Source organism: Micromonospora sp. NPDC049497 (genome assembly GCF_044465805.1).
GTDB lineage: Bacteria > Actinomycetota > Actinomycetes > Mycobacteriales > Micromonosporaceae > Micromonospora.
The window spans coordinates 1-24,807 of the sequence record NZ_JBITMC010000036.1; the positions used below are offsets into that span (position 1 = coordinate 1).

Below are 24,807 nucleotides of genomic sequence, written 5' to 3' on the forward strand. Positions count from 1 at the left end.
ACACATTGGCCGACGCCGCTTCCGGCATCGCCAACCTCCACAACATCATCCTCACCGGCTGACCACCGGCCCGGCGCCGAGCAACGCCTTCACCCAGTTACGAGACGTCCCTTAGAGGCGTCGGGATGGCAATCCCAGGGGGACGCGTCTCGCTTCATTCACTCAGTCCGGGCGAGGCGGCCCCATTCCGCGATCACGGCGTTGGCGTCAGTCAGCGCTGACATGCCCGCCCTTAGTTGAGCCATGGGAGACCGAAGGACCCGAGACAGGCCATCGCCCTTACTAAGCTCACCCAAGAAATACTCCACCCCGTCCGACATCTGCTGACTTGACGATACAAGACTGGTGATGGTCGCCATCAGTGATTCTGCTTGCTCTCTACTCTTCGGCGTCAGGGCCTCCGCCTTGCTGCGCAAGATAAGCTGACGTACGCCGGGATCGCTCGCGATAACCGACCTTGCGAATTCGTGTCCCAACTCTGTTATCCGTTGAGCTGGCATTGCGATTCGGTCTGCGAATTGCTTGAGGACCACCAGTCTTCCACGCGCGCCACCACCCCGGCGATCGCTTTGCCGCAGCTTATCCGTAACGTCTACCGTTGTAACTTGAACCTTCTCCAACTCCTCAAACAGATCGGTGAGGGTCGCCTGCCAAGACTCAGCGTTCTCTTCGGCCTCGGCTACGTCATCGAGAAAACCGGATTCTCCTTCCTCGCCCTCGTCATTGCGCAGTTCAGGGAGCGGCTTCGCTGACTCGGTCGCCATCACTTCAACTAGGCGTGCTGCTAGTTGATGGACCGCAGTGCGGTATTTTTCTGACGACTCGTCCGCGAGTCGAAGCGTTCTCCAGTCCTCGCGCTGTGTCGCCCTTACAAGCCGTACTATTTCGTCCTCACTGCTGGAGTCCTCCACAGCTGGAGTGTGCGAGTACAGGATCGGCAGGAGAAGGTTCATGGAGTCAATACTCTTGGCCCTGCCCAAGAACTCCAAGAATTCCCGACGGCACTCAGTGCTTCGCAGATATAGGGGGGTGATTACGGGAATGAAAAAAGCGGTTCGCGCAAGAGCGTCGTTTATGATGCCCCCCCAGCTGTCGCCCCAGGCGATGGCGGTGTTGTCTACGAACAATTCGAGGGTTTCACCCGTGAGGATCTCATATTCGTTGCTGATCGACTCGGCAAGACGTCGGATTCTGCCGCCTTCCAAATCGTTGTCGCGGTGAGTGTAACTCCAGAAACAAATAGGGCCTGCAGAAGTCATAGTGCACCTTTCATGGCTTCATGTCAGCGACCCGCCGCCGCCGTCGATTTGCCGATGGCACGCGTTGCGGCTGCTGCCGCGAGTTGGTGATCTGTCGCGGCCGGCGGCCGGCCGGGCCTGTAATGTCGCTCCGCTCACCGAGTCGCCGGCGGCGTCGGCGGGATCTGGCAAGAGGTTCGCCGCGCCATCCCCGGACCAGGCCCTCAAGCCGCCTGGACGCCCTACCGCGACCAGCGAACAGCACAACCATGACGGACACCAGGACCATCGCAATGACCAGAGCGAACCAGGCGTTCGCGGTCAGGTGAGCCTTGATCTCAAACGCTGACAGCGGGTGTGCTTCTGCAACACGCTGCGCACGTCCATACCCCGTTGCTTGGAGAACTTCAACATGCCGGGTTAGTGTCACGGTGACTCCCGATACTCCCGCTCCCACGCGTTGGACTTGGAGTCGAGCGGCACCCGGTGGGCAGTCCGGGTGCCGCTTCGCATCTGTAGCGCTCGCGGCCGCCGCTCGGTCCCAGTCAGCTCGGACGATCGACCGAGCCGAGGAGCAGTACAGCACGATGAGGGCCCGGTTTCACGTATGCCCATCAGTCGTACGGACGTTCGGTTTTGGATATCCACAGCCCTGTGGGTATCCCGGCGGCGGCGCCACGCTCTGATCCGGCCGAAGTGTCGGGGTCGGGATGTATGATTCGGCGCTTGCAGCGGCAATCGTCTATCTGACCTGTGGCTTTGAAGATCGATTCCCAACAAGCTCCACAGTGGAGGTCGATCGAGCCTCGGGCTTGCACTACACACTGTGTTCATCGCACCCGTCGTGTATCCCCAAGTCGTCCACAGACGGTTACGTGATGCAAGTCACACGAACGCCTGTTCGTCGGCGTGTCGCGACGAGGCTGTTTGATCTCTACCGTGAGGTCCTGAGGCGAACTTCGGCCGAACAAGCCTCGCGGGCTTAGCCTCAACCGCTCTGGTCCCGTGTCCGATCCTGCCCGGGTGCAACGGCCGGCATCCGGTATTAGCGGCCGGTCACCTGGCCGACCGCCTCGGGCGCGCCGTCTGTCAGCAAAAGGCAGCAGAAGCCCCGACATTCGCTGGTGCCCGAGGCCGGAGACACGAACGGACCCGGCCGGACGAAGCGCCCAAAGCTTGTAAGCGGGACGTCGCGCCCATCAGAGGGCGACCGGGGCTTACCTGGGAAGCGGGTTGGCGATGTAGACGCCCTTGCCTTGCCGGCCGTCAATCAGCCCTTCGGCCTTGAGCAGCAGCATGGCGGCCCGGATCACGGTGTTGCTGACCTCGTAGTGCTCGCAAAGGGCGGCGAACGACGGCAGCTTGTCGCCCGGCTTCAACTGGCCGGAGCTGACCTGCTCGCGGATATCCCGGGCTACCTGTAGGTAGGCGGCTTCAGACATAGGTGGTGCTCCCAGCTTGGCGGCTGGTGCAAGCAGACCACACCTCTGGCTCGACTTACAACGCTATGTGTCGTAGCTGTTGACCCTGCGCACATTGCGTCCTAAGTTGCTCCTGGGGCTACCCAGCTTGGCGGCCGGGTCGTCCTGCCGTGGGTGCCCTGTCTCCGGACACGGCTGACCGGGTGCCCACGGGATCCCAAGCGTCGGCGGGAGGCGTGATGACCAGGCCGAACGATGCAACTGGTTCGACCGCAGGTGGCGTGCGGGGTGCCGGTTACCACCAGAGGCAGGACAACAGCCGGCGGCGCGTGTCTTACGACGAGTACGTCCTGGCGGCGGCGCTGACCCTCGCCCGCCGGCACCGACCCGTCTGGTCATGGCAGCACTGGCGGCGCATCTGCCGCTGCGGCGGCGACCTGCCCTGCCGAAGCCGTCATCCCATCCCGATCAACCGCGGCCACTGGCCGAGCCAGGACGCGCCGCGATGACGACCCACCTCCCGATCACGCCGGGCTGGACGTGCGGCGGCTGCGGTGCCGACTGGCCCTGCCACACTCGCCGTCGAGAGCTGCGAGCGGAGTACGACCGCGCCCCGGTGTCACTCGCCCTCTACCTGGCAGCCCAGCTCGTCGACGCCGCCGAGGACCTGGGCCACGTCCCCGCCGGCCACCTGCACCACCGATTCCTCGGCTGGACCCGATGAGCATCCTGCGGCCCGGCGACGAGAAGTTCCACTACAGCGACGGCTCCCACAAGTGGATCCCGCCAGGCCCGGACTACGACCAGGAGGTCTGGGACGAGCAGGTCCGCCAGCACAAGCTAGGCCACCTGAGGAACGAGCGCCCAAAGGTCCGCGTCCAGCGCCTCGTCTGACGCCAGCAGTACAGCAGCGAAGTACAGCAACCGTGCCAGCCGAACCCGGCCCAGAAGCCCCCCAGCAGCCCGGATGACCTCGGACCAAGCTCCATCCGACCGGCTCGCCGGCAATCCATAGGTTCAGGGTTCGAGTCCCTGGCGGCCCACCATCTACGGCCTCCGAGCTGCGAACACGATCATCGGGCACAACCAGGGCACAAGCTAGCTCCGATCTTGGCTTGTGCCGCCGTCACCTCGTCTGACATCGGCCTGCCGGAGGAGCTGGCCCACCACACCGCGTGGCCGGTCCTTCTTCGGCGGGCTCAACTTCTCGCCCTGCTGTCGATTTGGCCGCAGCCGTTCGTATAGAGGGTGACCGGTCGGCACGGTGCCGACCGCAAGGCGGAAGGGCGAGGCCATGCGGAAGCTCATAGCCATCGAATTCGTGACCCTTGACGGGGTCATGCAGGGGTTGGGATCGCCGGACGAGGATCGCGACGGCGATTTCGAGCACGGCGGCTGGGCCGCGTCATACTTCGACGAGGTGCAGGGAGCTGCGGCGGTCGAAGGGCTCAAGTCGACGACGGCGTATCTCTTCGGGCGTAGGACCTACGACAAAATGGCCGGGTTCTGGCCGAGCCAGCCCGACGAGAACCCGATGGCCGCACACCTCAACGCGACACCGAAGTACGTCACCACGCGGACCCTGACCAACTGCACTTGGTCAAGCTCCCGGGTGCTCGCTGGAGATCTCGTGTCGGCCGTTCGGGATCTGAAGGCACAGGGGGACGGCAACATCGCCGTGCTGGGCAGCGGAATGCTCGTCCAGGACCTTATCGCGAACGATCTGGTCGACGGCTACCGCTTGTTTGTGCATCCCCTGCTTCTCGGCACCGGCAAGCGGTTGTTCCGGGAGATGGACCGGCCGCGACAGCTGCGGCTGGTCGACTGCACGACGACCACCACTGGAGTACTCATGCTCACGTACGAACCGGTGTGACCCCTCAGCAACAGGCCCAACGCAAGCAACCGGACGCAGACAGCAGCCCGACTGCTCCAGAGCGAGCCTTGATCGTCTCTGGCGGTCGGCATTCCGGGGGCCGTGTCGGGAAGCCGCCACTGACCTGCATCGATGCGACAATCGACCGTACGTTGCGTGGGCATGAGACTCAAACTCGCCCTTGCCGTCGCGACCGCGACGCTGGCCTCCGTCATCGTCCTCCCAGCCGCCGCCCACGCCGCACCGGACAGCCTGGCCTGCGCTGCGGTCGGCAGCTACAGCCGCGTCATCGGCGGCACGCCGACGACCTTCTGGCTGGTCGGCTCCGTAGGCACCTATCGGTACTGGCACGTCGTCGAGGCCACCTCCGACAACTACCAGCGCAGCTACGTCGTGCGGTGCAGCGGCGAGACGATCGTCACCAGCACGGACCTGGCCGTGACCGCCACCGGCGGCGATCGCTGCGGCAGCACCTCGACCACCATGTACCAGTACGTCGGCGCGCGGACCGGCCTCGAGCCGAATCCGGGTTGGCCCGGGTTCGCCCTGGAGTACGAGTACCACTACTGGCACGTGAAGCGCTGGGTCTGGTCCGGATTCTTCGGGTACTGGACCTACGACCACTCAGAACTCGCCCGCTGCCTCATCTGAGGTGGACGGGCAGTTGATCTCGTAATCCCCCCGGCTCACCATTTACCGCTTCTGAGCGACGGGCCAGTCGGACGCCTGGACGCCGCCCGGACGGCGACGGGCCGCAGGGGGCGGATGCCCTCTGCGGCCCGTCGGCCACTTGTCGTGCGGGTTGGTCGTCTCCACCGGCCTCGGGAACACCGTGGCCGTCGGCTCAGGCGCAGATCGCCTGGATGGCCAGGCCGTCGCTGGGCACGCCGGTCAGCGAGAGGCGGACCGCTCTGAGGCCAGCGTCCGGGTAGAGGGAGTTCAGGAAGGTCTGACCGGTCGAGCCGGCTCCCGTGCAAACGTGGCTGGCCGAACTGACCCCGGTCTGCACCGATCCCTCGGCCGCCGCCCCCACCGGGTCGGCGCAGATGGCGTACGCGGTGACCTGCCAGTTGCCCGAGTAGGCACCGTCCTCGGCGGCGGCAGCCCGGGCGATGTCCAGGGGACCGGAGGCGCTGGCTGCCCGAGCAGCCCGCGGCGGTGCTTCGCGGCGAGACCGAGGAGTGGCCGGAACCCTGCGCTGACCCCATGATCCAGCCACACGGGCGCGGTGCGCCGTCACATCGTTTCAGCAGTCGTGTGGCGGTTCGCGCATCGGCGAAAGGGCGGTGTCGGGGAGGTGCGGATACTGCCGGGCGCTGCGGTATGAGCCAAAAGTTATCTACCGGCGTCGATGAAGAGGGCCTACGTTACGGCCACCTGTCGGTGCCGGATCGATGTGGCCGCACCTGCAGCTCCGCCCACCCGAAGGAGTTTTCGGATGAACCGATTCCTTGCCGGCACGGCAGCAACGATTCTGTTGCCAGCCGGGCTGGCTGCCATCGTCATCGCCGGGCCCGCCAGCGCGAAGCCCGCCGGCCCGACACCGGCCGCACCGGTCGGGGAGTCCGCCTCGCCCGAGATGCTCGCCGCCATGCAACGCGACCTGGGCCTGACCGCCGCCGCGGCTCGCGCCCGGATCGCCTCCGACGACGCCGCCAGCCGTACCGAACTGGCGTTGCGTAAGCGGCTCGGCTCCACCTTCGCCGGCGCCTGGCTGGCGTCGGACGCGAAGTCGCTGGTCGTGGCCGTCACCGACAGCGCCAAAGCCGCCGAGGTGACCGCCGCCGGCGCCACACCCAAGTTGGTGACCCGCAGCGGCAGTAAGCTCGACGCGGTCAAGGACGGCCTGGACGCCGCAGCCGCCAAGGCGTCCCCGGCCTCGGTGCCCGGCTGGTACGTCGACGTCAAGTCCAACACCGTCGTGGTGCAGGCACGCGGCGGCAGCGGCGCTGCCAGAGCCTTCATCAAGGCCAGCGGCGTCGATGCCTCCGCGGTGCGGGTGGTCAGCACCACCGAACAGCCCCGGCTGCTCTACGACGTACGTGGCGGCGACGCCTACTACATCGGCGGCGGCCGCTGCTCGGTCGGCTTCTCCGTCAACGGCGGCTTCGTCACCGCCGGGCACTGCGGCAACACCGGTAACTCCACGACCGGCTACAACCAGGTCGCCCAGGGCAGCTTCCAGGGCTCCTCGTTCCCCGGCAACGACTACGCCTGGGTAGCGGTCAACTCCAACTGGACCCCGCAGCCGTGGGTCAACAACTACGCCGGCGGCAACGTGACCGTGGCCGGCTCCACGGTGGCCGCGATCGGCGCGGCCATCTGCCGCTCCGGCTCGACCACCGGCTGGCGTTGCGGCACCGTGCAGGCCTACAACCAGACGGTCAACTACGCGCAGGGCTCCGTCTCGGGTCTGACCCGCACCAACGCGTGCGCCGAACCGGGTGACTCCGGCGGGTCCTGGCTCAGCGGTCAGCAGGCGCAGGGCGTCACCTCCGGCGGCTCCGGCAACTGCTCCTCCGGTGGCACCACCTACTTCCAGCCGGTCAACGAGATCCTCTCCGCGTACGGCAAAACACTGGTGACCAGCGGCGGTGGCACCCCGCCCCCGCCCCCGCCGACCGGCTGCAGCGGTTACGAGTTCTCCGTGACCGGGTCGCTGTCCAGCGGCGGCAGCGCCTACCAGCCGAACGGCAGTTACTACTACTCGTCGGCCTCCGGCACCCACCGTGGCTGCCTCGACGGCCCGACCGGCACCGACTTCGACCTCTACCTGCAGAAGTGGAACGGCAGCGGGTGGGCCGTGGTGGCGCAGGGCATCACCTCTGCGGCCGACGAGACCGTCTCCTACTCCGGTACGGCCGGCTACTACCGTTGGCGGGTACACGCCTACAGCGGTTCCGGCAGCTACGCCCTCGGCTACAGCAACCCCTGACCGGATCGACGGGACGCCCGCATCGCACCGCGCGATGCGGGCGTCCTCGACCGTCGACGCGGCGGAGCGGGAACTGTTCGGGCAGCGTCGGCACTGTCGGTGACGGTGACGGCCCGAAGAATGCCGTTGCGCCGCCCCCGGGCCGGCGGCTTAGGCTGTGGCCATGACCAGCTCGCCCGCGTACCCGATGACGTCCCCCGACGTCCAGGTCGGCGCGCTGCGACGCCGGCGGTCCCGCGACCGCCTGCGCTGAGTCTTCCCCTCTGCGACCGGCGGATCGAGCCGCCGGTCGTCGTCGATCGTCCTCGGTCCGCCCGCATCCCCTTCCGGTGATCCGTGCGGCGGATCCGAGCGAGATCGGCGTACCGATGGATCTTGAGAAGCTGCTGACCGACCGGCTGGCGCCGGCGTTCGCGACGGTGGCCGGCGTACCGGTGGACCCGGTCGTGCGGCGCTCCCCGCGCGCGGACTTCCAGTCCGACGCGGCGCTGGCCCTGGCTCGGCGGCTCGGTCGGCCGCCGCGGACGATCGCCGCCGAGGTGCTGGATCGCGCGGACCTGGCCGACCTGTGCGCTGTGGCGGAGGTGTCCGGGCCGGGCTTCCTCAACCTGACCGTCGCCGACGACGCCTTGGCCGGGCTGGTCACCGCACTGGCCACCGACCCGCGGCTGGGGGTGCCGGTGCTGGCCGAACCGGAGACGGTGGTGGTCGACTACTCGGCGCCGAACGTGGCGAAGGACATGCACGTCGGGCACCTGCGGTCGACGGTGATCGGCGACGCGGCGGCCCGGCTGCTGGAGTGGCTGGGGCACCGGGTGCTGCGGGCCAACCACCTGGGTGACTGGGGCACGCCGTTCGGCATGCTGATCGAGCACCTGGTCGACCTGGGTGAGGCCGAGGCGACGCGGACGCTGTCCATGGGCGACCTGGACTCGTTCTACAGGGCGGCCCGGGCGAAGTTCGACGCCGACGAGGCGTTCCGGGAGCGGGCCCGGCTGCGGGTGGTGGCCCTGCAGGGCGGCGATCCGGCGACGCTGCGGCTGTGGCGGCTGCTGGTGGAGCAGTCCGAGCGGTACTTACTGACCGTGTACGCACTGCTCGACGCGACCCTCACCGAACGGGACTTCCACGGCGAGAGCAGCTACAACGACCTGCTCGGCCCGGTGGTCGAGGACCTGGACCGGCGCGGTCTGCTGCGGGAGAGCGAGGGCGCGGCCTGCGTGTTCCCGCCCGGCTCGGTCGGGCGGGACGGCGAGCCGCTGCCGTTGATCGTGCGCAAGTCCGACGGGGGGTACGGCTATCCGGCGACCGACCTGGCGGCGATCCGGCACCGGACCGGCACGCTGGGCGCGACGCGCCTGCTCTACGTGGTCGGGATGCCGCAGCGGCGGCACTTCGAGATGGTGTACGCCGCCGCCACGCAGGCCGGTTGGCTGGCCCCGCCGGCCCGGGCCGAGCACGTCGGGTTCGGCTCGATCCTCGGGCCGGACGGGCGGATGCTGCGCAGCCGGGCCGGCGGATCGGTGAAGCTGGTCGGGCTGCTGGAGGAGGCGGTCGCCCGGGCCACCGCGCTGGCCCGGGAACGGAACCCGGAGTTGGGCGAGGCGGAGGCGGCCGAGGTGGGCAGGGCGGTCGGCATCGGCGCGATCAAGTACGCCGACCTGTCCAGCGACCGGCACAGGGACTACGTGCTCGACTGGGAACGGATGCTGTCGCTGGACGGCAACACCGCGCCCTACCTGCAGTACGCGTACGCCCGGATCAGGTCGATCTTCCGGCGGGCCGGGGTGGCGGCACGACCTGAAGCGAGGATCTCGCTGGCCGAGCCGGCCGAGCGGGCGCTCGCGATCGAACTGCTCGGGTTCGGCAGGGTGGTCACCGACGTGGCGGACAGCCTGGAGTTCCACCACCTGGCCGGATATCTCTACCGGCTGGCCGCCGCGTTCAGCGCGTTCTACGAACGCTGCCCGGTGCTGCGGGCCGACGGACCGGTTCGGGACAGCCGGCTGGTGCTCTGCGACCTGACCGCCCGGGTGCTCCGGCAGGGACTGTTCCTGCTCGGTATCCGGACCCCCGAACGAATGTGATCGAAAAGTGCCGCAGCAGGTCCCGGACCAGGGCGGTGCCGTCGGTGGCGGTCACGCCGGCACCCCGGTCAGCTGGTCGCGTACGCCAGGGCCCTTGCCGTGGCCGCGGGGGTGGCGGGCAGCAGCGGCGGGCGGACCGCCGGCGTCGGGATGCGTCCCTGGGCATGCAGCACCGCCTTGACCACGGCGGGGTTGGGTTGGGCGAAGAGCGCGGCCGACAGGGTGGCGAGCCGGTGGCCGAGCGGCCGGGCGCGGGCGACGTCCCCGGCCCGCCAGGCCTCGACCAGCGCGGCGTAGTCGGCGGTGGCCACGTGCGCGGACGCGAGGATGCCGCCGTGCGCGCCGAGCGCGAGCAGCGCCGAGGCGTACGCGTCCTCACCGGCGAGTACCGCGCAGCCCGGCGGTACGTCGGCGAGGAAGGCGATGGTGTCCGCGTCGATGCCGCCCACCGCGTGCTTGATCCCGACCACCCCCGCCGTCCCGCAGGCGTACCCGGATCGCCTACCGGCGGGGCGCGGGCGACCACCCGGCGGTGGCCGCCTGCGTCGCGGCGCTCCGGGCCGCCGGCGGCGAACACACGGCAAGGTCGACTCGGGTTCACTGAAGTCGGGCTGTCCACTGCGCATGGACACCCCGACTTCAGTGACCTCGTGTCGATCATGGCCGAATGTCAGGGAAGGGGAAGCCGGGCGCCCTCGACGAGGGCGCCCGGCCATCGATCAGGGCGTGTAGTCGAGCTTGAAGTTGTAGCCCTGCGCGTCGTGGCCGCCGCCGCCCGCGCAGCGGCCCTTGTCCGGATAACCGTTGTAGAACATGACCCGGCACTTGCCGCAGAACCGCCACTGGTCCTGACCGGCGCCGCCGTGGTCGTGGGGAAGGAAGAACATGTAACCCGCGGCGTTGTGGCCTCCCCCGACCGGGCAGACGCCGCCACCGCCGAAGCCGTTGTAGAACATGGCGTTGCACCGGTCGCAGAACCGCCACTGGTCCTGGCCGCCGTCCGGGCCGGCATGGTCGTGCGGCAGGTAGTACATCCAGCCCACCGCACCGTGGCCGTCACCGGCCGGGCAGAGGCCCTTGCCCTCGAACCCGTCGAAGAACATCGTGTGGCACTTCCCGCAGAACCGCCAGGCGGCCTGGCCACGGTTGCGGGCCGCGAAGGTCATCGTGTAGTCGCCACCGTCGCCCTGGACCCGGATGGACTGCCGCGCCGTGTGGCCGGTCTCCGCGAGGGCGATGTCCGCCTCGGTGAATCGCAGTTCGCGGCCGAGACCGACCCACTCGTCGGTGCTCGGCCCGCCGGTGGGAGTCTGCAACGCCCCGTTGAACGCCTGCATCACCACCCCCACCCGCCGGTTGCGGTCGGCGCCGAGACTGGCGAACAGGGCGCTGTTGACCGAGCCGGCGACGATGTTGCGCAGCGCCTGTGCGTTGCCGTCGTCCCACTCCATCAACGCCACCAGGAAGATGACGTCGTTCGGGCTCGGCAGCGCCCTCTCCTCGCCGTACAGGCCCCAGAAGGACTGGAACGGCACCTCGTGCGTCTCCTTGGCGTCGACATCGCCGAAGGCGCCGTAGACGAACGCCCGCGAGGCGGGGATCGGTGCCGGGAAGCCACCCACGTTGTTCTTCAGGTCGACCGCAGCCACGATCACGTAAGGCTCGTCCGCACCGGCCTCGTCGGTTTCAGTGTGACAGCGAAAGCTCTCCAGATAGGCATAGATCATGGACCGAACCCCTCTGATCGGCGGAATTACCGGCCCATGACGGAATTGATCGATCGCCGCCGGACCGGCCCCTCACCAGCCCCGACGCGCCCCAACTCCGCGGATTCCCCATTCCTGCGGCCGGCCTTGCGACCAGGCTAGGGCCATATGGGAATTGAAGCACGGACAATTTTCTTACTCTGATCTTGAGCACGCGCGCCGCATTTCCTGGCCGTTCGGGCCAGCTGACAACACAGGTGGGCGCGGTCAGTCGAACAGGAGCAGCGCCGCCACCATGGCGAGCATGACCACTGCCACGGTACCGACGATCGCCAGCGCCACCCGGCGGGTGCGGGCCTGCGCGTACGGGGCGTGGAGAATCCCGTCGGTCAACCGCTCGTAGCCGGACACCTCTCCCGCCGGGGACCACGGGCTGGTCTCCCGCACCTCCGGAGTCGGGGGCCGGTTCGAGACGTCCTCCGTCGCGTACGTCGGCTCGATGCGCTGTGGCAGCTTCCGGAACCGGTCGTCCATGTCGCGCAGTGTCGCAGGCGAGGTCCAGCGACCACCCCGGGCGCCTCGTGTCGTTGATCCGGTTGAAACCGTGCCCCAGCAGGGACGACGGTAGGGGCACCGACACCTCGAGGAGGACGCCGATGACCCGTCAGCGCGAAACCGTGGAGGTCGACCCGGTCCTGTTCCGCGCCGTGTACGACTCGCCCGCCTCCCTGCCCGGCCGGCACCGCTGGACGACCCCCGAGTCGGACGTACGCCGGATCGAGAAGCTGCTCGGCATGCCGCTGCGCAGCATCGGCGCCCCACTGTGGGTCAGCGGCGACGAGCCGGACTGTCCGAAGTGCTCGCGACGGATCACCTGGTACGACATCGTCTCCTCCGCGCTCTCCGGAGTGCACGACCGGATGATGATCGCGACCGTGATCCTGGGCGACCGGAAATTCGTCAACACCGAGATCCCGGACGCGATCGCCGGCGTCAACTGCGCCGACTGCCGCACCCCGATCGAGGGGCTGCGCAGCTTCAAGTGCCACAACTGGGCGTACGCCTTCGAGGCGCTGGAGGAGGTCCGGCAGCGGATGTCGGGCGCGTCAGTCGTCGGCGGTCAGGTCGCGAACGTGCCGCAGCCCGGGCCGTCCGTCGAGTGACACCGCCCCGGCCGGGGTGAAGCCGGTGCGCCGGAGCACCGCCAGCGAGGCGGCGTTGTCCAGGGTCGTTGCGGCGGTCAGCCGGCGGAGGCCGTACGTGTCGCGGGCCAGCGCGCACGTCCGGCGTACGCCCTCGGTGGCGAGCCCGCGCCCGGCGGCGCGTTCGGCGACCCGGTAGCCCAGCTCGGCCTCCCCGGCCGCGACGTCCACCAGGTTGAACCGTCCCAGGACCGTGCCGTCGTCGTCGACCAGCAGGTGGAAACGGCAGGTGCCGGTGGCCTGCTCGGCGAGGAGCGCGGCGTGCCGCGCGGCGAAGCCGGTGAAGTAGTCGTCGCCCCGGTCCGGCACCGACCGGGCGAACCACTCCCGATTCTCGCGTTCGAAGTGGAGCAACGCATCGGCGTGGTGGGCGGCGAGCGGCTGGAGGTCGGGCACGGCGCCACCCTAGCCGCGGCGGTGCCCGCCGTGGGGGGTGTTAAGAAGGGGCCCTTTCTCTACCGGAGGCGTTAAGAAGGTGCCCTTCCTTTCACCTTGGGGCGGCGGCCGGGATGGTTGGTGAGGTGGCTCATCCCCGCCGGCCGCCCGACGGCAGGTTTTGTGCCCCGGGTCGGCGGGGAGGCGGTGGGGCGCGGACCGGCCGCCGTGAAACCAGCGAGTTGCCATCACCGTCACAGAAATCGGATACCAGCCATGACCAAGGACTTCGCACGTACCGCCGGCAGGGGGCTTCGCCTTGCCCGGTCAGCCATCCTCGGGTCGAGCCTGGTCGTCGCCGGGCTGGCACCCTTCTCGGCCTCGGCCACCGAGGCCAGGGCCGTGGACCCGGTCGACCTCGACACGGCGGCCTCCTACGCCGTCCTCGCCGACGACGCCGTCTCCAACACCGGGAACTCCGTCATCGACGGGGACGTGGGCGTACACCCGGGCACGGAGGTGTCGGGATTCCCACCGGGGGTCATCAACGGCGAGCGCCACGCCGGTGACGCCGCGGCAGAGCGGGCGCAGGCCGACCTGACGGACGCGTACGAGGATGCCGCCGGACGGACCGCGAGGGCGACCATCGGCCCTGACCTCGGGGGACAGACACTCATGCCCGGCGTCTACCAGGTCTCCGAGGACGCCGACCTGGACGGCACGCTCACCCTCGACGCGCAGGGCGACGCCGAAGCGGTCTTCATCTTCCAGGTGGGCTCCGACCTGGACACGGCGGAGAACAGCGCCGTGCGGGAGGTGAACACGCCGGGACCCGCCTGCAACGTCTTCTGGACCGTCGGGGATTCCGCCGACCTGAACACCAACACGTCCTTCACCGGCCGGATCATGGCCGTCAAGGACATCCGGCTCGAATCCGCCGCCCGGGTGGAGCAGGGCGGCGCCCTCAGCCGAGACGGTGCGGTCACCCTGGACACCAACGCGGTCAGCCGGTCCGACTGCACGCCGGCGACGGCACCGGCGAGCCCGACGACGCCGGCCCCGGTCACGCCCGGTACGACCGCGCCGGAGACCACGGCGCCCGCTCCCGTCCCGCCGGAGGTGACGGAGTCTCCGACGGCCCCGCCGACCGAGCGGGATCGCGACGGGCGCCCGACGGCACCTCCGGGTCGACCGGACCGCGACGAGCCGCCGGGCCGGCAGGACCGCGACGAGCCTCCGGGCCGATCGGACCGCGACGAGCCTCCGGGCCAGTCGGATCGCGGGCCGGACAACGGCTGATCGTCCTGACGGGAGCGGCGCCGCCGCTCCCGTCAGGCTGCCGTGGACGGCGGATCAGGAGGCCCGGGTCGCCAGCAGGAGCGCCGCGACCGTGCCGAGGACGAGGAACGGGCCGAACGGCAGGCTCGCGGACCAGCGCACCCGGCCGGCGACCAGCAGACCGATGGCGACCACTGCGGACAGCCCACACGCCGCCAGCAGGCCCAGGACCGGGAAGATCCACCCGTACCAGCCGAGCAGCATCCCCGCGCCGACCGCGAGCTTGGCGTCGCCGAGGCCGAAGCCCCGCCGTCCGAGCAGCACCGTCGTGGTGGCGATGAACAGCCCGAGGCCGACCCCGGCGACGATCGCACGCAGCCAGGGCGCGACGCCCGCGCCGGTCAGCGCCGCCACCCCGAGCAGCAGCCCGGTCCCGACCGTGGCCGGGGTGGTGAAGCGGTCCGGCAGGCGGTGCACGGCCACGTCGACGAAGACCAGCGGCACCATCCACCCGAGCCACCAGGCCGTCGCCACCAGCTCGCCGGCGGGCGGTCCGACCAGCGCCAGGACCGCGACGGCGAGGACCACGACGACCTCCACGGCGCCCGGCGGCGGCCCGACCCGCTCCGGACACCGCCCGCACCGGGCGGCCGGGCCGAGCGCCGGCCACGGATGATCCAGGTCGATCGGAGCGCCGCAGGCATCGCATCCGGTCCGGCTCGGAGACCCCGACGGTACGGCGTACCGCAGCGCCGCGAGCCGGAGCGCGGGCGTGACCGCGAGGGCCGCCCAGGGGTACGACCGACGCGGGGCGCGGGCGGCGGGAGCGCGGGTCGGGTCGCTCGTCACCATGCCGACTTCCCGCCGGACGTCGATCCCGTGGACACGGAGAGTAGTTCCGGGGACGGACTTCTGTAACGGGCGCGGGTTGGTCCACCCCGGACCCCGGCGCGAGCCGACGGGACGCTCCGGTCGTGCGGCCGGGGCGCGGCGGCGGCGATCGGTCCGGTCCGTGGACCCGGACGGGCGAGGGGCAAAGCGGACAGTGCCCATCGATCGGGTCGGACCGACACCCTCCACGGGCACCCGGGCCGGGTCCACCCCGGTTGACCACGCCGGCCGCCCACCACACCCCCGCACACCCACCGGACGGACTGCCGCAACCTGCCCGCAACCATGCCCCGCCACCACCCGTCATCACGCAGAGTATCCAAATGAATTGCCTCTGTTGCATCGGCGGGCGTCAGCCTATGCTCGCCCCTTGGGTGTGGTGCAACCCACGAGGAACCGACAGGACGAAACAGGAAATCTTCGTTGTAGAAGATCTGTAACGGTAAATGCGGCAGCGCACGGGGCGGGTCCGGATGTGCTCATTCGGCCGCGCTTCCGCATGCCCGCCGGCCGCCACGACGCGGCCCCGGGCCCGCCACGGAGGAGGCACGACAGTGCGAGGACGGCAGCTTCGCCGGTGGTCAACCTGCCTGGTCGTGGCCGCGACGGTCGCTTCCACCACGGCCTGCGGTGCCGGTGACGAAACGTCCACCGGCACGACGGCCGCCGACGCCGCGCCCGCCCGAACCGATCGGAAAGCCGACGAACGCGCGGCGGAAAAGGCTGCCCTGGCCGCCTATTCCGGATATCTCGCCGCGTCTCGTGAGGCGAGCGGTCGCAGTGATCCCCACCTTCCGGAACTGTCGGCGTTCCTCGCCGACCCGCTGCTGACGCGGGTCCGGTTGACGATTCGGCAGGCCAGACAGCACGGCGCCGTACGCACCGGCAAGCTGGTCTCCGACCCCACCGTGGTGTCGGTCGACCTGGACGCCGTCCCGCCGACGGTGGAGATCCAGGACTGTCTCGACGCGACCGGCTACCAGCTCGTCTACGCGCGGAACCAGAAGGTCGTCCCGGGCAGCCGGGGCACCCGGAACCTGGCCACCGCGACCGCCACCCGCTATCCCGACGGCCGCTGGTTGATCAGCGCCGGCGTCGACCACGAGGACCAGCCGTGCTGACCCGGCGGGGGATCACGGGACTCGCGCTGGCGGTGCTGCTCACCGCGGCGGCCGGCGTGCCGGCGCTCGGCGCCGGGTGGGCCGATCCCCCGGGTGCCGAGTGCCCGCCCGGCCAGCACGACTGCAACATCTGGGACGACGACCCGGGTGACCCCGGCGACCCCGGTGGCGGCGACCCCGGCGGCGGGGACGGCGACGGCGGTGGCGGCGGTGGCGGCAAGTGCCAGTGGAACGGCCGCACGATCCCCTGCTACGACGACGTGCTCGGCTGGTTCGACAACGGCTCCGGCTGCTACTTCAAGCTCGCCCAGCCGCAGCCGACCGAGCCGCCCGACGGCCAGCAGTGGTACGTGAAGACCTGCAACGGCGGCGACCTCGGTGACCAGGAGGTCGTGCTGCGCGACGACCCGCCGCCCGGCTTCGGCGCACCGCCGGACCCGGAGGAGCTGGCCCGCCGGGCGCTGGCCTCGATCTCGCTGCTCCCCCCGCGGGTGGCGGTCGCGCCGGACAAGGACAAGGGCCCCGGCCTGGTCGGCCTTCCGGTGTGGATGTGGGCCAGCCCCGGCGCGAACTACTTCGGACCGATCCGTGCCTCGGAATCCGACCGGGGCCTGACCGTCACCATCGAGGCGAAGGTCGACCGGATCGTGTGGAACCTGGGCAACGGGCACCGGGAGACCTGCACGGGGCCCGGCACGAAGTACGACCCGAAGGGCCCGCACGCCGGCAGGACGTCACCGACCTGCGGCTACGACAGCGGCTACGCGAAGGCCGGCACCTACCGGGTCCACGCCACCACGTACTGGACGGTGCGCTGGTGGGCCGACGGCGTGGAGGGCAGTCCCCCCATCCCCCAGACCAGGACCAGCAACGCAGCGACGATCCGGATCAACGAACTACAGGTGGTGGCGGAGTGAGCCTGGCGACGCGCAACGGAACCGGACCGGTGGACGCCCCGGTCACCCCACCGAAGGTGGTGCGGCAACGCCGGATGCGGCCCGGACTGCTCGGGCTGGCCGTCCTGCTCATCGCCCTCGGCGGGCTGGGCGCGGCGTTCGCGGTCACATCCGTCCGCGCCACCGGCAGCTACCTCGCGGTAGCCCGGCCCGTCGAGGTGGGCCGCGAGATCGGGGCGGACGACCTGATCACCGTCCAGGTGGCCGGCGGTCGGGGGCTGTCGCCGGTGCCCGCCGGCCGGCTCGACGACGTCGTCGGCAAGCGGGCCGCCGTGGCCCTCGTGCCGGGCACCCTGCTCACCGACGACCAGCTCACCGACGACCCACTGCTCGGCCCCGGTCAGCAGCAGATCGCGCTCGGGCTGGACCCGGCGGAGATACCCGCCCGCAAGCTGCACCCCGGGGACAAGGTGCTGCTGGTCAGCACCCCGGACACCAAGGACGGCACCTCCGCCGGCACCGCCACCCGGTTCACCGCCACCGTCATCGACACGGCGGCCACCGGCAACGCCGACGAGTCGGTGGTGTACCTGGCGCTTCCCGTCCGGGACGTACCGGCCGTGGTGGCGCTCGCCGCGCAGGACCGGATCGCGGTCGTCCTCACCGGGGCGGCCTGAGCATGGCGATCATCGCGCTGGTGTCGGCGAAGGGCTCCCCCGGCGTCACCACGTCGGCCCTGGCCTGCGCCCTGAGCTGGCACCGTCGGCTGGTGCTGGTCGAGGCCGACCCGTCCGGCGGGTCGATCCTCGCCGGCTACCTGGGCGGGGCGCTCGACGGGCCCCGGGGCATCGGCGAGCTGGCCGTCTCCGAACTGCGCGACGGCAACCTGGAGAACGCCTTCTGGTCCCAGCTCGTCGACCTGGACGCCCCGCGACGGGAGCGCCTCCTGCTGCCGGGCGTGGTCGACCCCGCCCAGGCGGGCAGCGTCGTCCCACTGTGGCAGCGGTTCGCCGACTTCTTCACCGCCCTCGACCGGGGCGACCCCGCGTACGACGTGCTCGTCGACTGTGGCCGGTTGCACGTCCCCGGCCCGCCCTGGCCGATCCTGCGGGCCGCCTCGGTGGTGCTGCTGGTCAGCGGCGCGCGGCTGCCCGACCTCTCCGGCACGAAGGCGATGGTGAAGGCGATCGAACGGGACCTGGCCGAGCACCGGGTGCCGCCGGGCACGCTGCGGCTGCTGCTGGTCGGCGACGGACACTCCGACGGCGAGATCAGCCGCGCGCTCGGCGTACCGGTGATCGGCCGGCTGCCGCGCGACCCGCGTACCGCCGAGGTCCTCGGCCTCGGCGGCACCGTGCGGGCCGGACGGCCCTTGATGCGCGCGGCCGGGGCGCTGGAGGTGCCGGTCGGATCGCTGCTGGACCGGCGGCGTGCCCGGCTGGCCTGGCCGGTGACGCAGGGGGTGCCGGATGCGGTTTGAGCCGGTCTCCACCGACCCCCGCCGGCCGGCCCCCGCCGCCACTTCGATCACCCCGCCGCTGGCCCCGCCGAACGGTCGCCACCACCACACCGCCGTCGCCCCGGTGCCGGCGGTCGCGTCGCAGCCCGAGCCGCCGCCCCGCCGGGTGGACTTCCAGGTGGTACGCGAGCTGCGCCGCGAGTTGAGCGAACGGCTCACCCTCTGGCAGCGCGGCCGGGAGTTCGACGCCGACGCCGAGGACGTCGAACGGGCCCGGCTCGCCGTGGCGGTGGTGGCCGAGTACGCCGACGCGGTCCGCCGCTCCGGCACCCCGATGGCGGCCGGTGAGGAACGACTCCTGCTCGACCAGGTCACCGCTGAACTGGCCGGGCTCGGCCGGCTCCAGACCCTGCTGGTCGACGACACCATCGAGGAGGTCCACATCCTCGGCTGCGACCAGGTGCGGATCACCCGGCACGGCGGGGGCGTGGACTGGGTCGACCCGATCGCCGACAGCGACGACGAGCTGGTGGAGATCCTCCAGGCGGCGGCCCGCCGCGCCGGGGCCACCGAGCGGTCGCTGTCCACCTCCAAGCCGACCCTGGACCTGCAACTGCCCGACGGCAGTCGGCTCGCCGCGGTGTTCCTGGTCAGCCACCGCCCGTACGCGGTGATCCGCAAGCACAACACCCTCGACGTCTCCCTCGACGACGTCGCCGGGGCCCGGGGCGACCTGGACGAGATGATCGACCCGCTGCTGCGCGACTTCCTGCGCGCCTCGATGCGGGCGGGCCTCAACATCATGGTCGCCGGACTGGCCGGGGCCGGGAAGACCACCGTCATCCGGGCACTGATGAGCGAGATCCCACCCGACGAGCCGTACGTGCTGCTGGAGGAGAGCCGGGAACTGCTCCCCGCCCGCCGGGGGCACCGGCACCGGGCGGTCATGAGCTTCGAGGCCCGGGAGGGCCACGGCGAACGGGGGATGGACGGGCGACCGGCCGGTGAGGTGAGCATCGCCGACCTGATCCCCGTCTCGCTGCGGATGGGCGTGCTGCGGATCATCGTCGGCGAGGTCCGGTCCCGGGAGATCGTGCCGATGCTCCAGGCCATGACCACCAGCCGGGGCTCGATGTGCACCATCCACGCCCGTACGCCCGGCGGGGTCAGCGAGCGGATCATCGAGCTGGCGCTGGCGCACGGCCGGGAGATGACCGTGGACCAGGCCCGTCGGATGGCCGGCAACGCGCTCGACCTGATCGTCTACGTCACCGTCGAGGACGAGACCGCGATCGGCGGGCGGAAGCATCGCTTCGTCTCGCACGTCGAGGAGGTCATCGGCGTCGGCGACAACAACCGGATCATCACCACCACGGTCTTCGGTCCGGGGCCGGACGGCCGGGCGGTGCCGCGGCACCTGCCGGAACGGATCCGCGCCCAACTGCTCCGGGTCGGCTACGACGCCCGCCTGCTGGGCCGGTGGATCGAGGCGGGCACCGGCGCCTGGCGGCGGCCCCGGCAGACCCGTCTCGGACGGCGGTGACCGGTGCCGGACAACGTGGAACTCGTCGCGGTGCTGGCCGGTGCCGCCTGCGTGGCCGGGCTGATCCTGGCCGTCGTCGCGATCGTCGGCACCAGCCGCCCGCCGGGTCCCGCCCCGGGATCGGGTAAGGGCGTCGACCGGCTCTGGAAGGGCTCCGGCGCCACCCCCCGCGAGCAGCGCGCCCACCAGGTGCTGCTGGTCGGCGCGGTGGTCGCGGGCGCGCTGGCGTTCCTGATCACCGGGCTGCCCGTGGTCGGCCTGCTGGTGGCGATCGCCGTGCCGGGCACCCCGTGGCTCTTCTCCGTCGGCAAGGAGGAGCAGCGGGCCATCGCGCGCATCGAGGCCGTCGGTGAGTGGACCCGCCGACTCAAGGACGTCTCCGCCACCGGCCAGGGCCTCCAGGCGGCGATCACCGGCACGGTGGCCACCGCGCCGGAGGAGATCCAGGAGGAGGTACGGCTGCTCGCCGCCCGCCTCCAGGCCGGCTGGCTCGCCCGACCGGCGCTGCTCGCCTTCGCCGACGAGATCGGCGACCCGGTCTGCGACCAGGTCGTCGCCGCGCTGATCCTGCACCTCACCGACCGGGGCGAACGGCTCGGCGACGTGCTCGGCTCGATCGCCACCGCGGCGGCGACCGAGGTGGCCACCCGGCGCGAGGTCGAGGCGAAGCGCACCCAACCCCGGTTCGCGGTCCGCTTCCTCACCGGCATGACCCTGGCCACCGTCGCGTACGGGCTGGTCAACGTCGAGTACGTCCGCCCGTACGGCACGCCCTTCGGGCAGCTGGTGATGGCGGTGCTCGGCGCGGCCTTCATCGGCCTGCTCGCCTGGGTGCGGTCGATGAGCCAGCCCCAGCGTCCGGCGCGCTTCCTGCCCGCCCCGGACCCGCAGGAGGTGGTCGCGTGAACCTGGTCCTCAACTGGCACCTGGCGATCGCCGTCGTCGGTGGGGCGGCCGTCGGGCTGGGCGTCTTCCTGGTCGTCCGGGAACTGGTGCCGGCGACCCCGGCGCTCGGCCCGGCGCTGCGCCGGCTGCACCAGCCGCCCGGCACCGCCGCCGTCGCACCGGCCGCACGGCAGCCGGAATGGCTGACCGGGCTGTCCCGGTGGCTGCGACCGCCGCACCGCCAGCTCGCGCTGATCGACCAGACACCCGAGCGGTACGCGCTGTCGCTGCTGCTCTCCGGGCTGATCGGGCTGGCCGCCCCGACCCTGCTCGGCGTCACGCTGCTCGCCGTCGGCGTACGGCTGCCGGTGGTGGTGCCGGTGCTCGGCAGCCTCGGCTTGGCGCTGGTCTGCGCGCTGTCCGCCCACCGGTCCGTGATCACCCGGGCCGACCGCGCCCGGGACGAGTTCCGCGCCGCCATCTGCACCTACCTGGACCTGGTGGCGTTGCAGCTCTCCGCCGCCCACGGTCCGGTGCAGTCGCTGGAGCGCGCCGCGGCGGTCTGCGACGGCTGGGTCTTCGAACGGATCCGGGAGGCCCTGCGGATCGCCCAGATGCAGATGCACTCGCCCTGGGACGAGCTGCGCGACCTCGCCGATCGCATCGGCATCCCGGAACTCGGTGACGTGGGCGCGATCATGCGCTCCGCCGGCAGCGAGGGCGCGCAGGTGCACGAGACGCTGCGCAGCCGCGCCGACTCGCTGCGGGACCAGATCCGCACCGACAACCTGACCCGCGCCGAGGGGGTGACGAGCCGCCTGGACATCCCCGGGTCGCTGCTCGTCTTCGTCCTCCTCGGCTTCGTGATCTACCCGTTCATCGCCCGCCTGTGAAACCCCGAGAGAAGGAGCACGCCATGTCCGTCATCAACTACGTGCACGCCACGCTGGCGGCACGCCTGGCCGAGCTGCGCCGCGACGGCGAGCGGGGCGACAGCCCCGTCCCCACCGCGGTCATCATCTTCGGCCTGGTCGCCGTCGCCATGGCGGTCACCGCCGCGGCCCTGGGCGCGGCGAACGACTGGATGGACAACATCCCGAAGCACCAGGACCCGAAGTAGAAGCCTGACCCGTGATCCACGCAGTCATCCACGCAGGACGCCGGGCGGCCACGACCGCCGTCCGGCGTCTCGTGCCGGCCGATGTGCGGCAGCGGCTCGGGTCCGGCGCGGACCGGGGCGCCAACCCGGTCGAGCTGGCGGTGACCATGCCGGCGATCCTGGTGCTGCTCTTCGCCTCGATCCAGGTCGCCGCCGTGTTCGTGGCGCGCTCCACCGCGCTCAACGCGGCACAGAGCGGGGTCAACGCGCAACGCGTCCACCAGGCGCCGCCGGGCGCCGGCACGGCCCGCGCGACCGGCTTCCTCACCGCCGCCGGTGGCTGGCTGGTCGGCTGGAAGTCCCCCGGCCCGAGTTGCGTCACCACGGCGACCGAGGTGACCTGCACGGTCACCGGACGCTCCCTGTCGGTCGTGCCGGGGATGGACTTTCCGGTGCGGCAGACCGCGCACGGAACGGTGGAACGGTGGACGGTGCCATGAGCCGTACCGGTGACCGGGGCGCGGTCTCCATCGAGGTGGCCGTGCTCGCCCCGGCCTTCATCGCGCTGATCGTGCTGGCCGGCGTGGCCGGGCGTACCGCCGTGGCGGCCGAGGCGGTCGACGCCGCCGCGCACGACGCGGCCCGCGCGGCGTCCATCTCCCGCAACGCGTCCACCGCCCGCGCCGAGGCCCACGACGCGGCCCGCCAGCAGCTCGAATGGAAGGGCCTCAACTGCACCGGTACGCCGCAGCTCACGTTCGGCGGGTCGGTGGCCGGCAGGCCGGCGAGCTTCGACGACGCGTTCGGCAGCCCGGTCGGGCAGGAGGCCGCAGTCACCGTCCGCATCGAATGCACCGTCTCCTACCAGGACATGAAGCTCTCCGTGCTGCCCGGCATGACGCTGCAGAACGAGGTGTCGGCGAGCTTCACCTCCCCGCTGGACCGCTACCGGAGTCGGGGATGACCGCCCGCCGCGCGGCGCTGACAGATCACCGCCGAGACGACGGCCGGGTGAGCGTCTTCCTGGCGGTGGCCGCCGTCGGCGTCCTCACCATCATCGCGCTCGCCTTCGACGGCGCCGGGCAGTTGCGCACCCTGCAACGCGCCGAGAACCTCGCCGCGGAGGCGGCCCGAGCCGGTGGCCAGTCGATCGACCGGGCCACCGCGATCGAGGGCGGGCCGAAGCAGATCAACCAGCCACAGGCCCGGCAGGCCGTCGCCGAGTACCTCACCGCCGCCGGCTCCACCGGCCACACCGTCACCTTTCCGGTGGTCGACGGCGAGACCCTCGTCCAGGTCGAGGTCACCGTCACCTACCAGCGGTCCCTGCTCGGCCTGGTCGGCTTCGACAGGACGGTCACCGTCTCGGGCCGGGCGACCGCGCGCGCACTCACCGGAGCACCGTAGGAAGGAAGGCAGTCATGACCGCATCGGGTGGGTCCGTCGTACGGCGGACCGGACGCGTCCTCACCGGACTCGGCGCGCTCGTCGTGCTCTGCGGGGTGCTGGTCGGCGCCCCGGTGGCGCTGCTGACCCTCGCGGGCAACCCGCTGCCCGACCATGTGCCCACGCTGGCCGAGATCGGTGCCGCGCTGACCAGCCGCGACGACGGTCAGCTGTTCCTGCGCGCGCTGGCGCTGGCCGGCTGGTTCGGCTGGGCGACCTTCGCCCTCTCCGTCCTCGTCGAGCTGGGTGCACAGACGCTACGCCGGCCGGCGCCCCGGCTGCCCGGGATGAGCCGGCAGCAGCGGGCCGCCGCCGCGCTGGTCGGATCGGTTGCGCTGATCGTCGCGGCCAGCCCCGCGGCGGCGAGCGCGGCCACCCTGGCCGGCCCGTACGCCCTGCCGGCACCCGCAGTGGCCGCGTCCGCCGGGGCACACACGTCGTACGCCGCGCCCTCCGCTCTCGTCGTACGGCCCGCCGCGGCGGTACCGAACGCCGCTGCTCCCCTCGCCCAGCCCGCGCAGGCGGCGCAGTCCGCCCAGCCCGGTTCGCCGAAGACCGCCGCGCCGGTCTACCGGGTGGCGAAGGGTGACCACCTCGGCGCGGTCGCCGAGCGGTACCTGGACCGGTTCGGTGACTACCGGGAGCTGGCCGAGTTGAACCGTCTGGACGATCCCGACCGGATCCACCCGGGACAGTTGCTCCGGCTGCCCGCCGAGGTTGACGACCAGGGTGCCCGTCCGCACGCCACCGGCCGGCTGGTGGTCCGTCCCGGCGGGTACATCGCCGAACGACCCGCACCCGCCCGGCCCGCACCGGCCCAGCCCGCACCGTCCGCCGAGCCGGACGCGCCCCAGCAGGCGACGCCCGCACCACCGGCCGCCGAGACACCGGACGGAGACACCGGACGGCCGTCCGGCGACCACGGCCCGGTGATGACGGTCGGCGCGGCACGGGCCGGCGACCCGGACCGCGTCAACCGACCCCTCGCCATCTCGGCGGTCCTGGCCGTGTCCAGCATCGTCGGCGCGCAGATCGGTGCGGTACTGGGCCTCCGTCGTCGGCCGGGAACGGTCCGGTTCGACGCGACGGGAACCTCCCCCGGCGACATCCCAGTCGGCCGTCACCGACGCAGCTGAACCACACCCTGCGGAGCGGCACCCCCACCCCTGCCCCAGCCCCAGCCCCAGCCCCAGCCCCCGCGATCTTGCACTTTCGGTCCGCGGTATGGGTGGTAAGTACCTTTCGTCGGGGCAGAAAGTGCAAGACGCTTCTATGTGTGTGGTGATCGGTTCGGCTGGTTGCCGTTAGGGTTCGGCGTTGGTGATCACTTGGGTGACTCTGCTAGCGAT

The 24,807-nt window shown here is 71.2% G+C and carries 28 protein-coding genes and 1 pseudogene; 21 read left to right on the forward strand and 8 right to left on the reverse strand.

Annotation, left to right across the window (positions count from 1 at the left end; all coding sequences use genetic code 11):
* Positions 1–158 precede the first annotated feature (158 nt).
* Together ACIBR0_RS28265 and ACIBR0_RS28270 are read right to left on the reverse strand one after the other, a co-directional pair.
* On the reverse strand, positions 159–1,259 hold the full coding sequence (locus ACIBR0_RS28265) for a hypothetical protein (RefSeq protein ID WP_396720681.1): 1,101 nt from the start codon (positions 1,257–1,259) through the stop codon (positions 159–161).
* A 1,196-nt stretch (positions 1,260–2,455) separates the two neighbouring features.
* Complete coding sequence (locus ACIBR0_RS28270; RefSeq protein WP_088969277.1) at positions 2,456–2,680, reverse strand: winged helix-turn-helix domain-containing protein; 225 nt, start codon at positions 2,678–2,680, stop codon at positions 2,456–2,458.
* A gap of 308 nt (positions 2,681–2,988) precedes the next feature.
* On the opposite strand from ACIBR0_RS28270, the gene ACIBR0_RS28275 reads away from it, so the two are divergent.
* The 5 genes from ACIBR0_RS28275 to ACIBR0_RS28295 all read left to right on the forward strand — a co-directional run bounded on the left by ACIBR0_RS28275 (position 2,989) and on the right by ACIBR0_RS28295 (position 5,186).
* Entirely contained in the window at positions 2,989–3,168 is a 180-nt protein-coding gene (locus ACIBR0_RS28275) for a hypothetical protein (protein WP_357035816.1), read from the forward strand.
* Entirely contained in the window at positions 3,165–3,383 is a 219-nt protein-coding gene (locus tag ACIBR0_RS28280) for a flavin reductase (RefSeq protein WP_088969275.1), read from the forward strand. The genes ACIBR0_RS28275 and ACIBR0_RS28280 overlap by 4 nt, the downstream gene beginning before the upstream one ends.
* Complete coding sequence (locus tag ACIBR0_RS28285) at positions 3,380–3,553, forward strand: hypothetical protein (RefSeq protein ID WP_357035819.1); 174 nt, start codon at positions 3,380–3,382, stop codon at positions 3,551–3,553. Before ACIBR0_RS28280 ends, ACIBR0_RS28285 begins: the two co-directional genes overlap by 4 nt.
* 400 nt (positions 3,554–3,953) lie before the next feature.
* Entirely contained in the window at positions 3,954–4,535 is a 582-nt protein-coding gene (locus tag ACIBR0_RS28290) for a dihydrofolate reductase family protein (protein WP_396720686.1), read from the forward strand.
* A 162-nt stretch (positions 4,536–4,697) separates the two neighbouring features.
* Positions 4,698–5,186: a hypothetical protein gene (locus tag ACIBR0_RS28295; protein WP_396720689.1), complete on the forward strand. Its 489-nt coding sequence runs from the start codon at positions 4,698–4,700 to the stop codon at positions 5,184–5,186.
* Positions 5,187–5,379: 193 nt separating this feature from the next.
* On the opposite strand, the gene ACIBR0_RS28300 is transcribed toward ACIBR0_RS28295, so the two are convergent.
* On the reverse strand, positions 5,380–5,754 hold the full coding sequence (locus ACIBR0_RS28300; protein ID WP_396720692.1) for a hypothetical protein: 375 nt from the start codon (positions 5,752–5,754) through the stop codon (positions 5,380–5,382).
* A gap of 219 nt (positions 5,755–5,973) precedes the next feature.
* Between ACIBR0_RS28300 and ACIBR0_RS28305 the strand changes: the two genes are divergently transcribed.
* Positions 5,974–7,470: a S1 family peptidase gene (locus tag ACIBR0_RS28305; RefSeq protein ID WP_396720695.1), complete on the forward strand. Its 1,497-nt coding sequence runs from the start codon at positions 5,974–5,976 to the stop codon at positions 7,468–7,470.
* 368 nt (positions 7,471–7,838) lie between these two features.
* The gene (gene argS / locus ACIBR0_RS28310) at positions 7,839–9,557 is read left to right on the forward strand and encodes an arginine--tRNA ligase (protein ID WP_396720740.1); all 1,719 of its coding nucleotides are present in this window, start codon (positions 7,839–7,841) and stop codon (positions 9,555–9,557) included.
* Positions 9,558–9,625: 68 nt separating this feature from the next.
* Here argS and ACIBR0_RS28315 read toward each other — a convergent pair.
* From ACIBR0_RS28315 to ACIBR0_RS28325, 3 genes and pseudogenes are all read right to left on the reverse strand, one after another.
* Positions 9,626–10,039: pseudogene (locus tag ACIBR0_RS28315) on the reverse strand (dihydrodipicolinate synthase family protein); the annotation flags it as partial.
* A gap of 237 nt (positions 10,040–10,276) precedes the next feature.
* Positions 10,277–11,212: a hypothetical protein gene (locus ACIBR0_RS28320; RefSeq protein WP_396720697.1), complete on the reverse strand. Its 936-nt coding sequence runs from the start codon at positions 11,210–11,212 to the stop codon at positions 10,277–10,279.
* A gap of 318 nt (positions 11,213–11,530) precedes the next feature.
* Positions 11,531–11,797, reverse strand: coding sequence for a hypothetical protein (locus ACIBR0_RS28325; RefSeq protein ID WP_396720700.1), 267 nt, complete (start codon positions 11,795–11,797; stop codon positions 11,531–11,533).
* A 122-nt stretch (positions 11,798–11,919) separates the two neighbouring features.
* Here ACIBR0_RS28325 and ACIBR0_RS28330 point away from each other — a divergent pair, with 122 nt between their 5' ends.
* Positions 11,920–12,426: a hypothetical protein gene (locus tag ACIBR0_RS28330; protein ID WP_396720703.1), complete on the forward strand. Its 507-nt coding sequence runs from the start codon at positions 11,920–11,922 to the stop codon at positions 12,424–12,426.
* Here the strand turns inward: ACIBR0_RS28330 and ACIBR0_RS28335 are convergent.
* Positions 12,370–12,861 carry a GNAT family N-acetyltransferase gene (locus ACIBR0_RS28335; protein ID WP_396720705.1) on the reverse strand — a complete coding sequence of 164 codons (492 nt, stop codon included), beginning with the start codon at positions 12,859–12,861 and terminating at the stop codon, positions 12,370–12,372. The genes ACIBR0_RS28330 and ACIBR0_RS28335 overlap by 57 nt on opposite strands.
* 255 nt (positions 12,862–13,116) lie before the next feature.
* On the opposite strand from ACIBR0_RS28335, the gene ACIBR0_RS28340 reads away from it, so the two are divergent.
* Positions 13,117–14,139 (forward strand): ice-binding family protein, encoded by a 1,023-nt coding sequence (locus ACIBR0_RS28340; protein WP_396720709.1) that lies wholly within the window; start codon positions 13,117–13,119, stop codon positions 14,137–14,139.
* A 54-nt stretch (positions 14,140–14,193) separates the two neighbouring features.
* On the opposite strand, the gene ACIBR0_RS28345 is transcribed toward ACIBR0_RS28340, so the two are convergent.
* Positions 14,194–14,970, reverse strand: a complete 777-nt coding sequence (locus ACIBR0_RS28345) for a prepilin peptidase (protein WP_396720711.1) — start codon at positions 14,968–14,970, stop codon at positions 14,194–14,196.
* A 635-nt stretch (positions 14,971–15,605) separates the two neighbouring features.
* Here ACIBR0_RS28345 and ACIBR0_RS28350 point away from each other — a divergent pair.
* The 12 genes from ACIBR0_RS28350 (at position 15,606) to ACIBR0_RS28405 (ending at position 24,594) form a co-directional block, all read left to right on the forward strand.
* The gene (locus ACIBR0_RS28350) at positions 15,606–16,130 is read left to right on the forward strand and encodes a hypothetical protein (protein ID WP_396720714.1); all 525 of its coding nucleotides are present in this window, start codon (positions 15,606–15,608) and stop codon (positions 16,128–16,130) included.
* Positions 16,124–17,047, forward strand: coding sequence for a hypothetical protein (locus ACIBR0_RS28355; protein ID WP_396720717.1), 924 nt, complete (start codon positions 16,124–16,126; stop codon positions 17,045–17,047). Before ACIBR0_RS28350 ends, ACIBR0_RS28355 begins: the two co-directional genes overlap by 7 nt.
* On the forward strand, positions 17,044–17,703 hold the full coding sequence (locus tag ACIBR0_RS28360; protein WP_396720719.1) for an SAF domain-containing protein: 660 nt from the start codon (positions 17,044–17,046) through the stop codon (positions 17,701–17,703). Before ACIBR0_RS28355 ends, ACIBR0_RS28360 begins: the two co-directional genes overlap by 4 nt.
* A 2-nt stretch (positions 17,704–17,705) precedes the next feature.
* Positions 17,706–18,506, forward strand: coding sequence for a ParA family protein (locus ACIBR0_RS28365; protein WP_396720722.1), 801 nt, complete (start codon positions 17,706–17,708; stop codon positions 18,504–18,506).
* Positions 18,496–20,028 carry a CpaF family protein gene (locus ACIBR0_RS28370; RefSeq protein WP_396720725.1) on the forward strand — a complete coding sequence of 511 codons (1,533 nt, stop codon included), beginning with the start codon at positions 18,496–18,498 and terminating at the stop codon, positions 20,026–20,028. The genes ACIBR0_RS28365 and ACIBR0_RS28370 overlap by 11 nt, the downstream gene beginning before the upstream one ends.
* 3 nt (positions 20,029–20,031) lie before the next feature.
* On the forward strand, positions 20,032–20,934 hold the full coding sequence (locus ACIBR0_RS28375; protein WP_396720728.1) for a type II secretion system F family protein: 903 nt from the start codon (positions 20,032–20,034) through the stop codon (positions 20,932–20,934).
* 2 nt (positions 20,935–20,936) lie between these two features.
* Positions 20,937–21,806 carry a type II secretion system F family protein gene (locus ACIBR0_RS28380; RefSeq protein ID WP_396720742.1) on the forward strand — a complete coding sequence of 290 codons (870 nt, stop codon included), beginning with the start codon at positions 20,937–20,939 and terminating at the stop codon, positions 21,804–21,806.
* 23 nt (positions 21,807–21,829) lie between these two features.
* Entirely contained in the window at positions 21,830–22,033 is a 204-nt protein-coding gene (locus ACIBR0_RS28385) for a hypothetical protein (protein ID WP_396720730.1), read from the forward strand.
* 71 nt (positions 22,034–22,104) lie between these two features.
* Positions 22,105–22,512, forward strand: a complete 408-nt coding sequence (locus tag ACIBR0_RS28390; RefSeq protein WP_396720744.1) for a TadE/TadG family type IV pilus assembly protein — start codon at positions 22,105–22,107, stop codon at positions 22,510–22,512.
* The gene (locus tag ACIBR0_RS28395; protein ID WP_396720733.1) at positions 22,497–22,976 is read left to right on the forward strand and encodes a TadE/TadG family type IV pilus assembly protein; all 480 of its coding nucleotides are present in this window, start codon (positions 22,497–22,499) and stop codon (positions 22,974–22,976) included. The genes ACIBR0_RS28390 and ACIBR0_RS28395 overlap by 16 nt, the downstream gene beginning before the upstream one ends.
* Entirely contained in the window at positions 22,973–23,419 is a 447-nt protein-coding gene (locus ACIBR0_RS28400; RefSeq protein WP_396720735.1) for a pilus assembly protein TadG-related protein, read from the forward strand. The genes ACIBR0_RS28395 and ACIBR0_RS28400 overlap by 4 nt, the downstream gene beginning before the upstream one ends.
* 14 nt (positions 23,420–23,433) lie before the next feature.
* Entirely contained in the window at positions 23,434–24,594 is a 1,161-nt protein-coding gene (locus ACIBR0_RS28405; RefSeq protein WP_396720737.1) for a LysM peptidoglycan-binding domain-containing protein, read from the forward strand.
* The last annotated feature ends 213 nt before the right edge of the window (positions 24,595–24,807 follow it).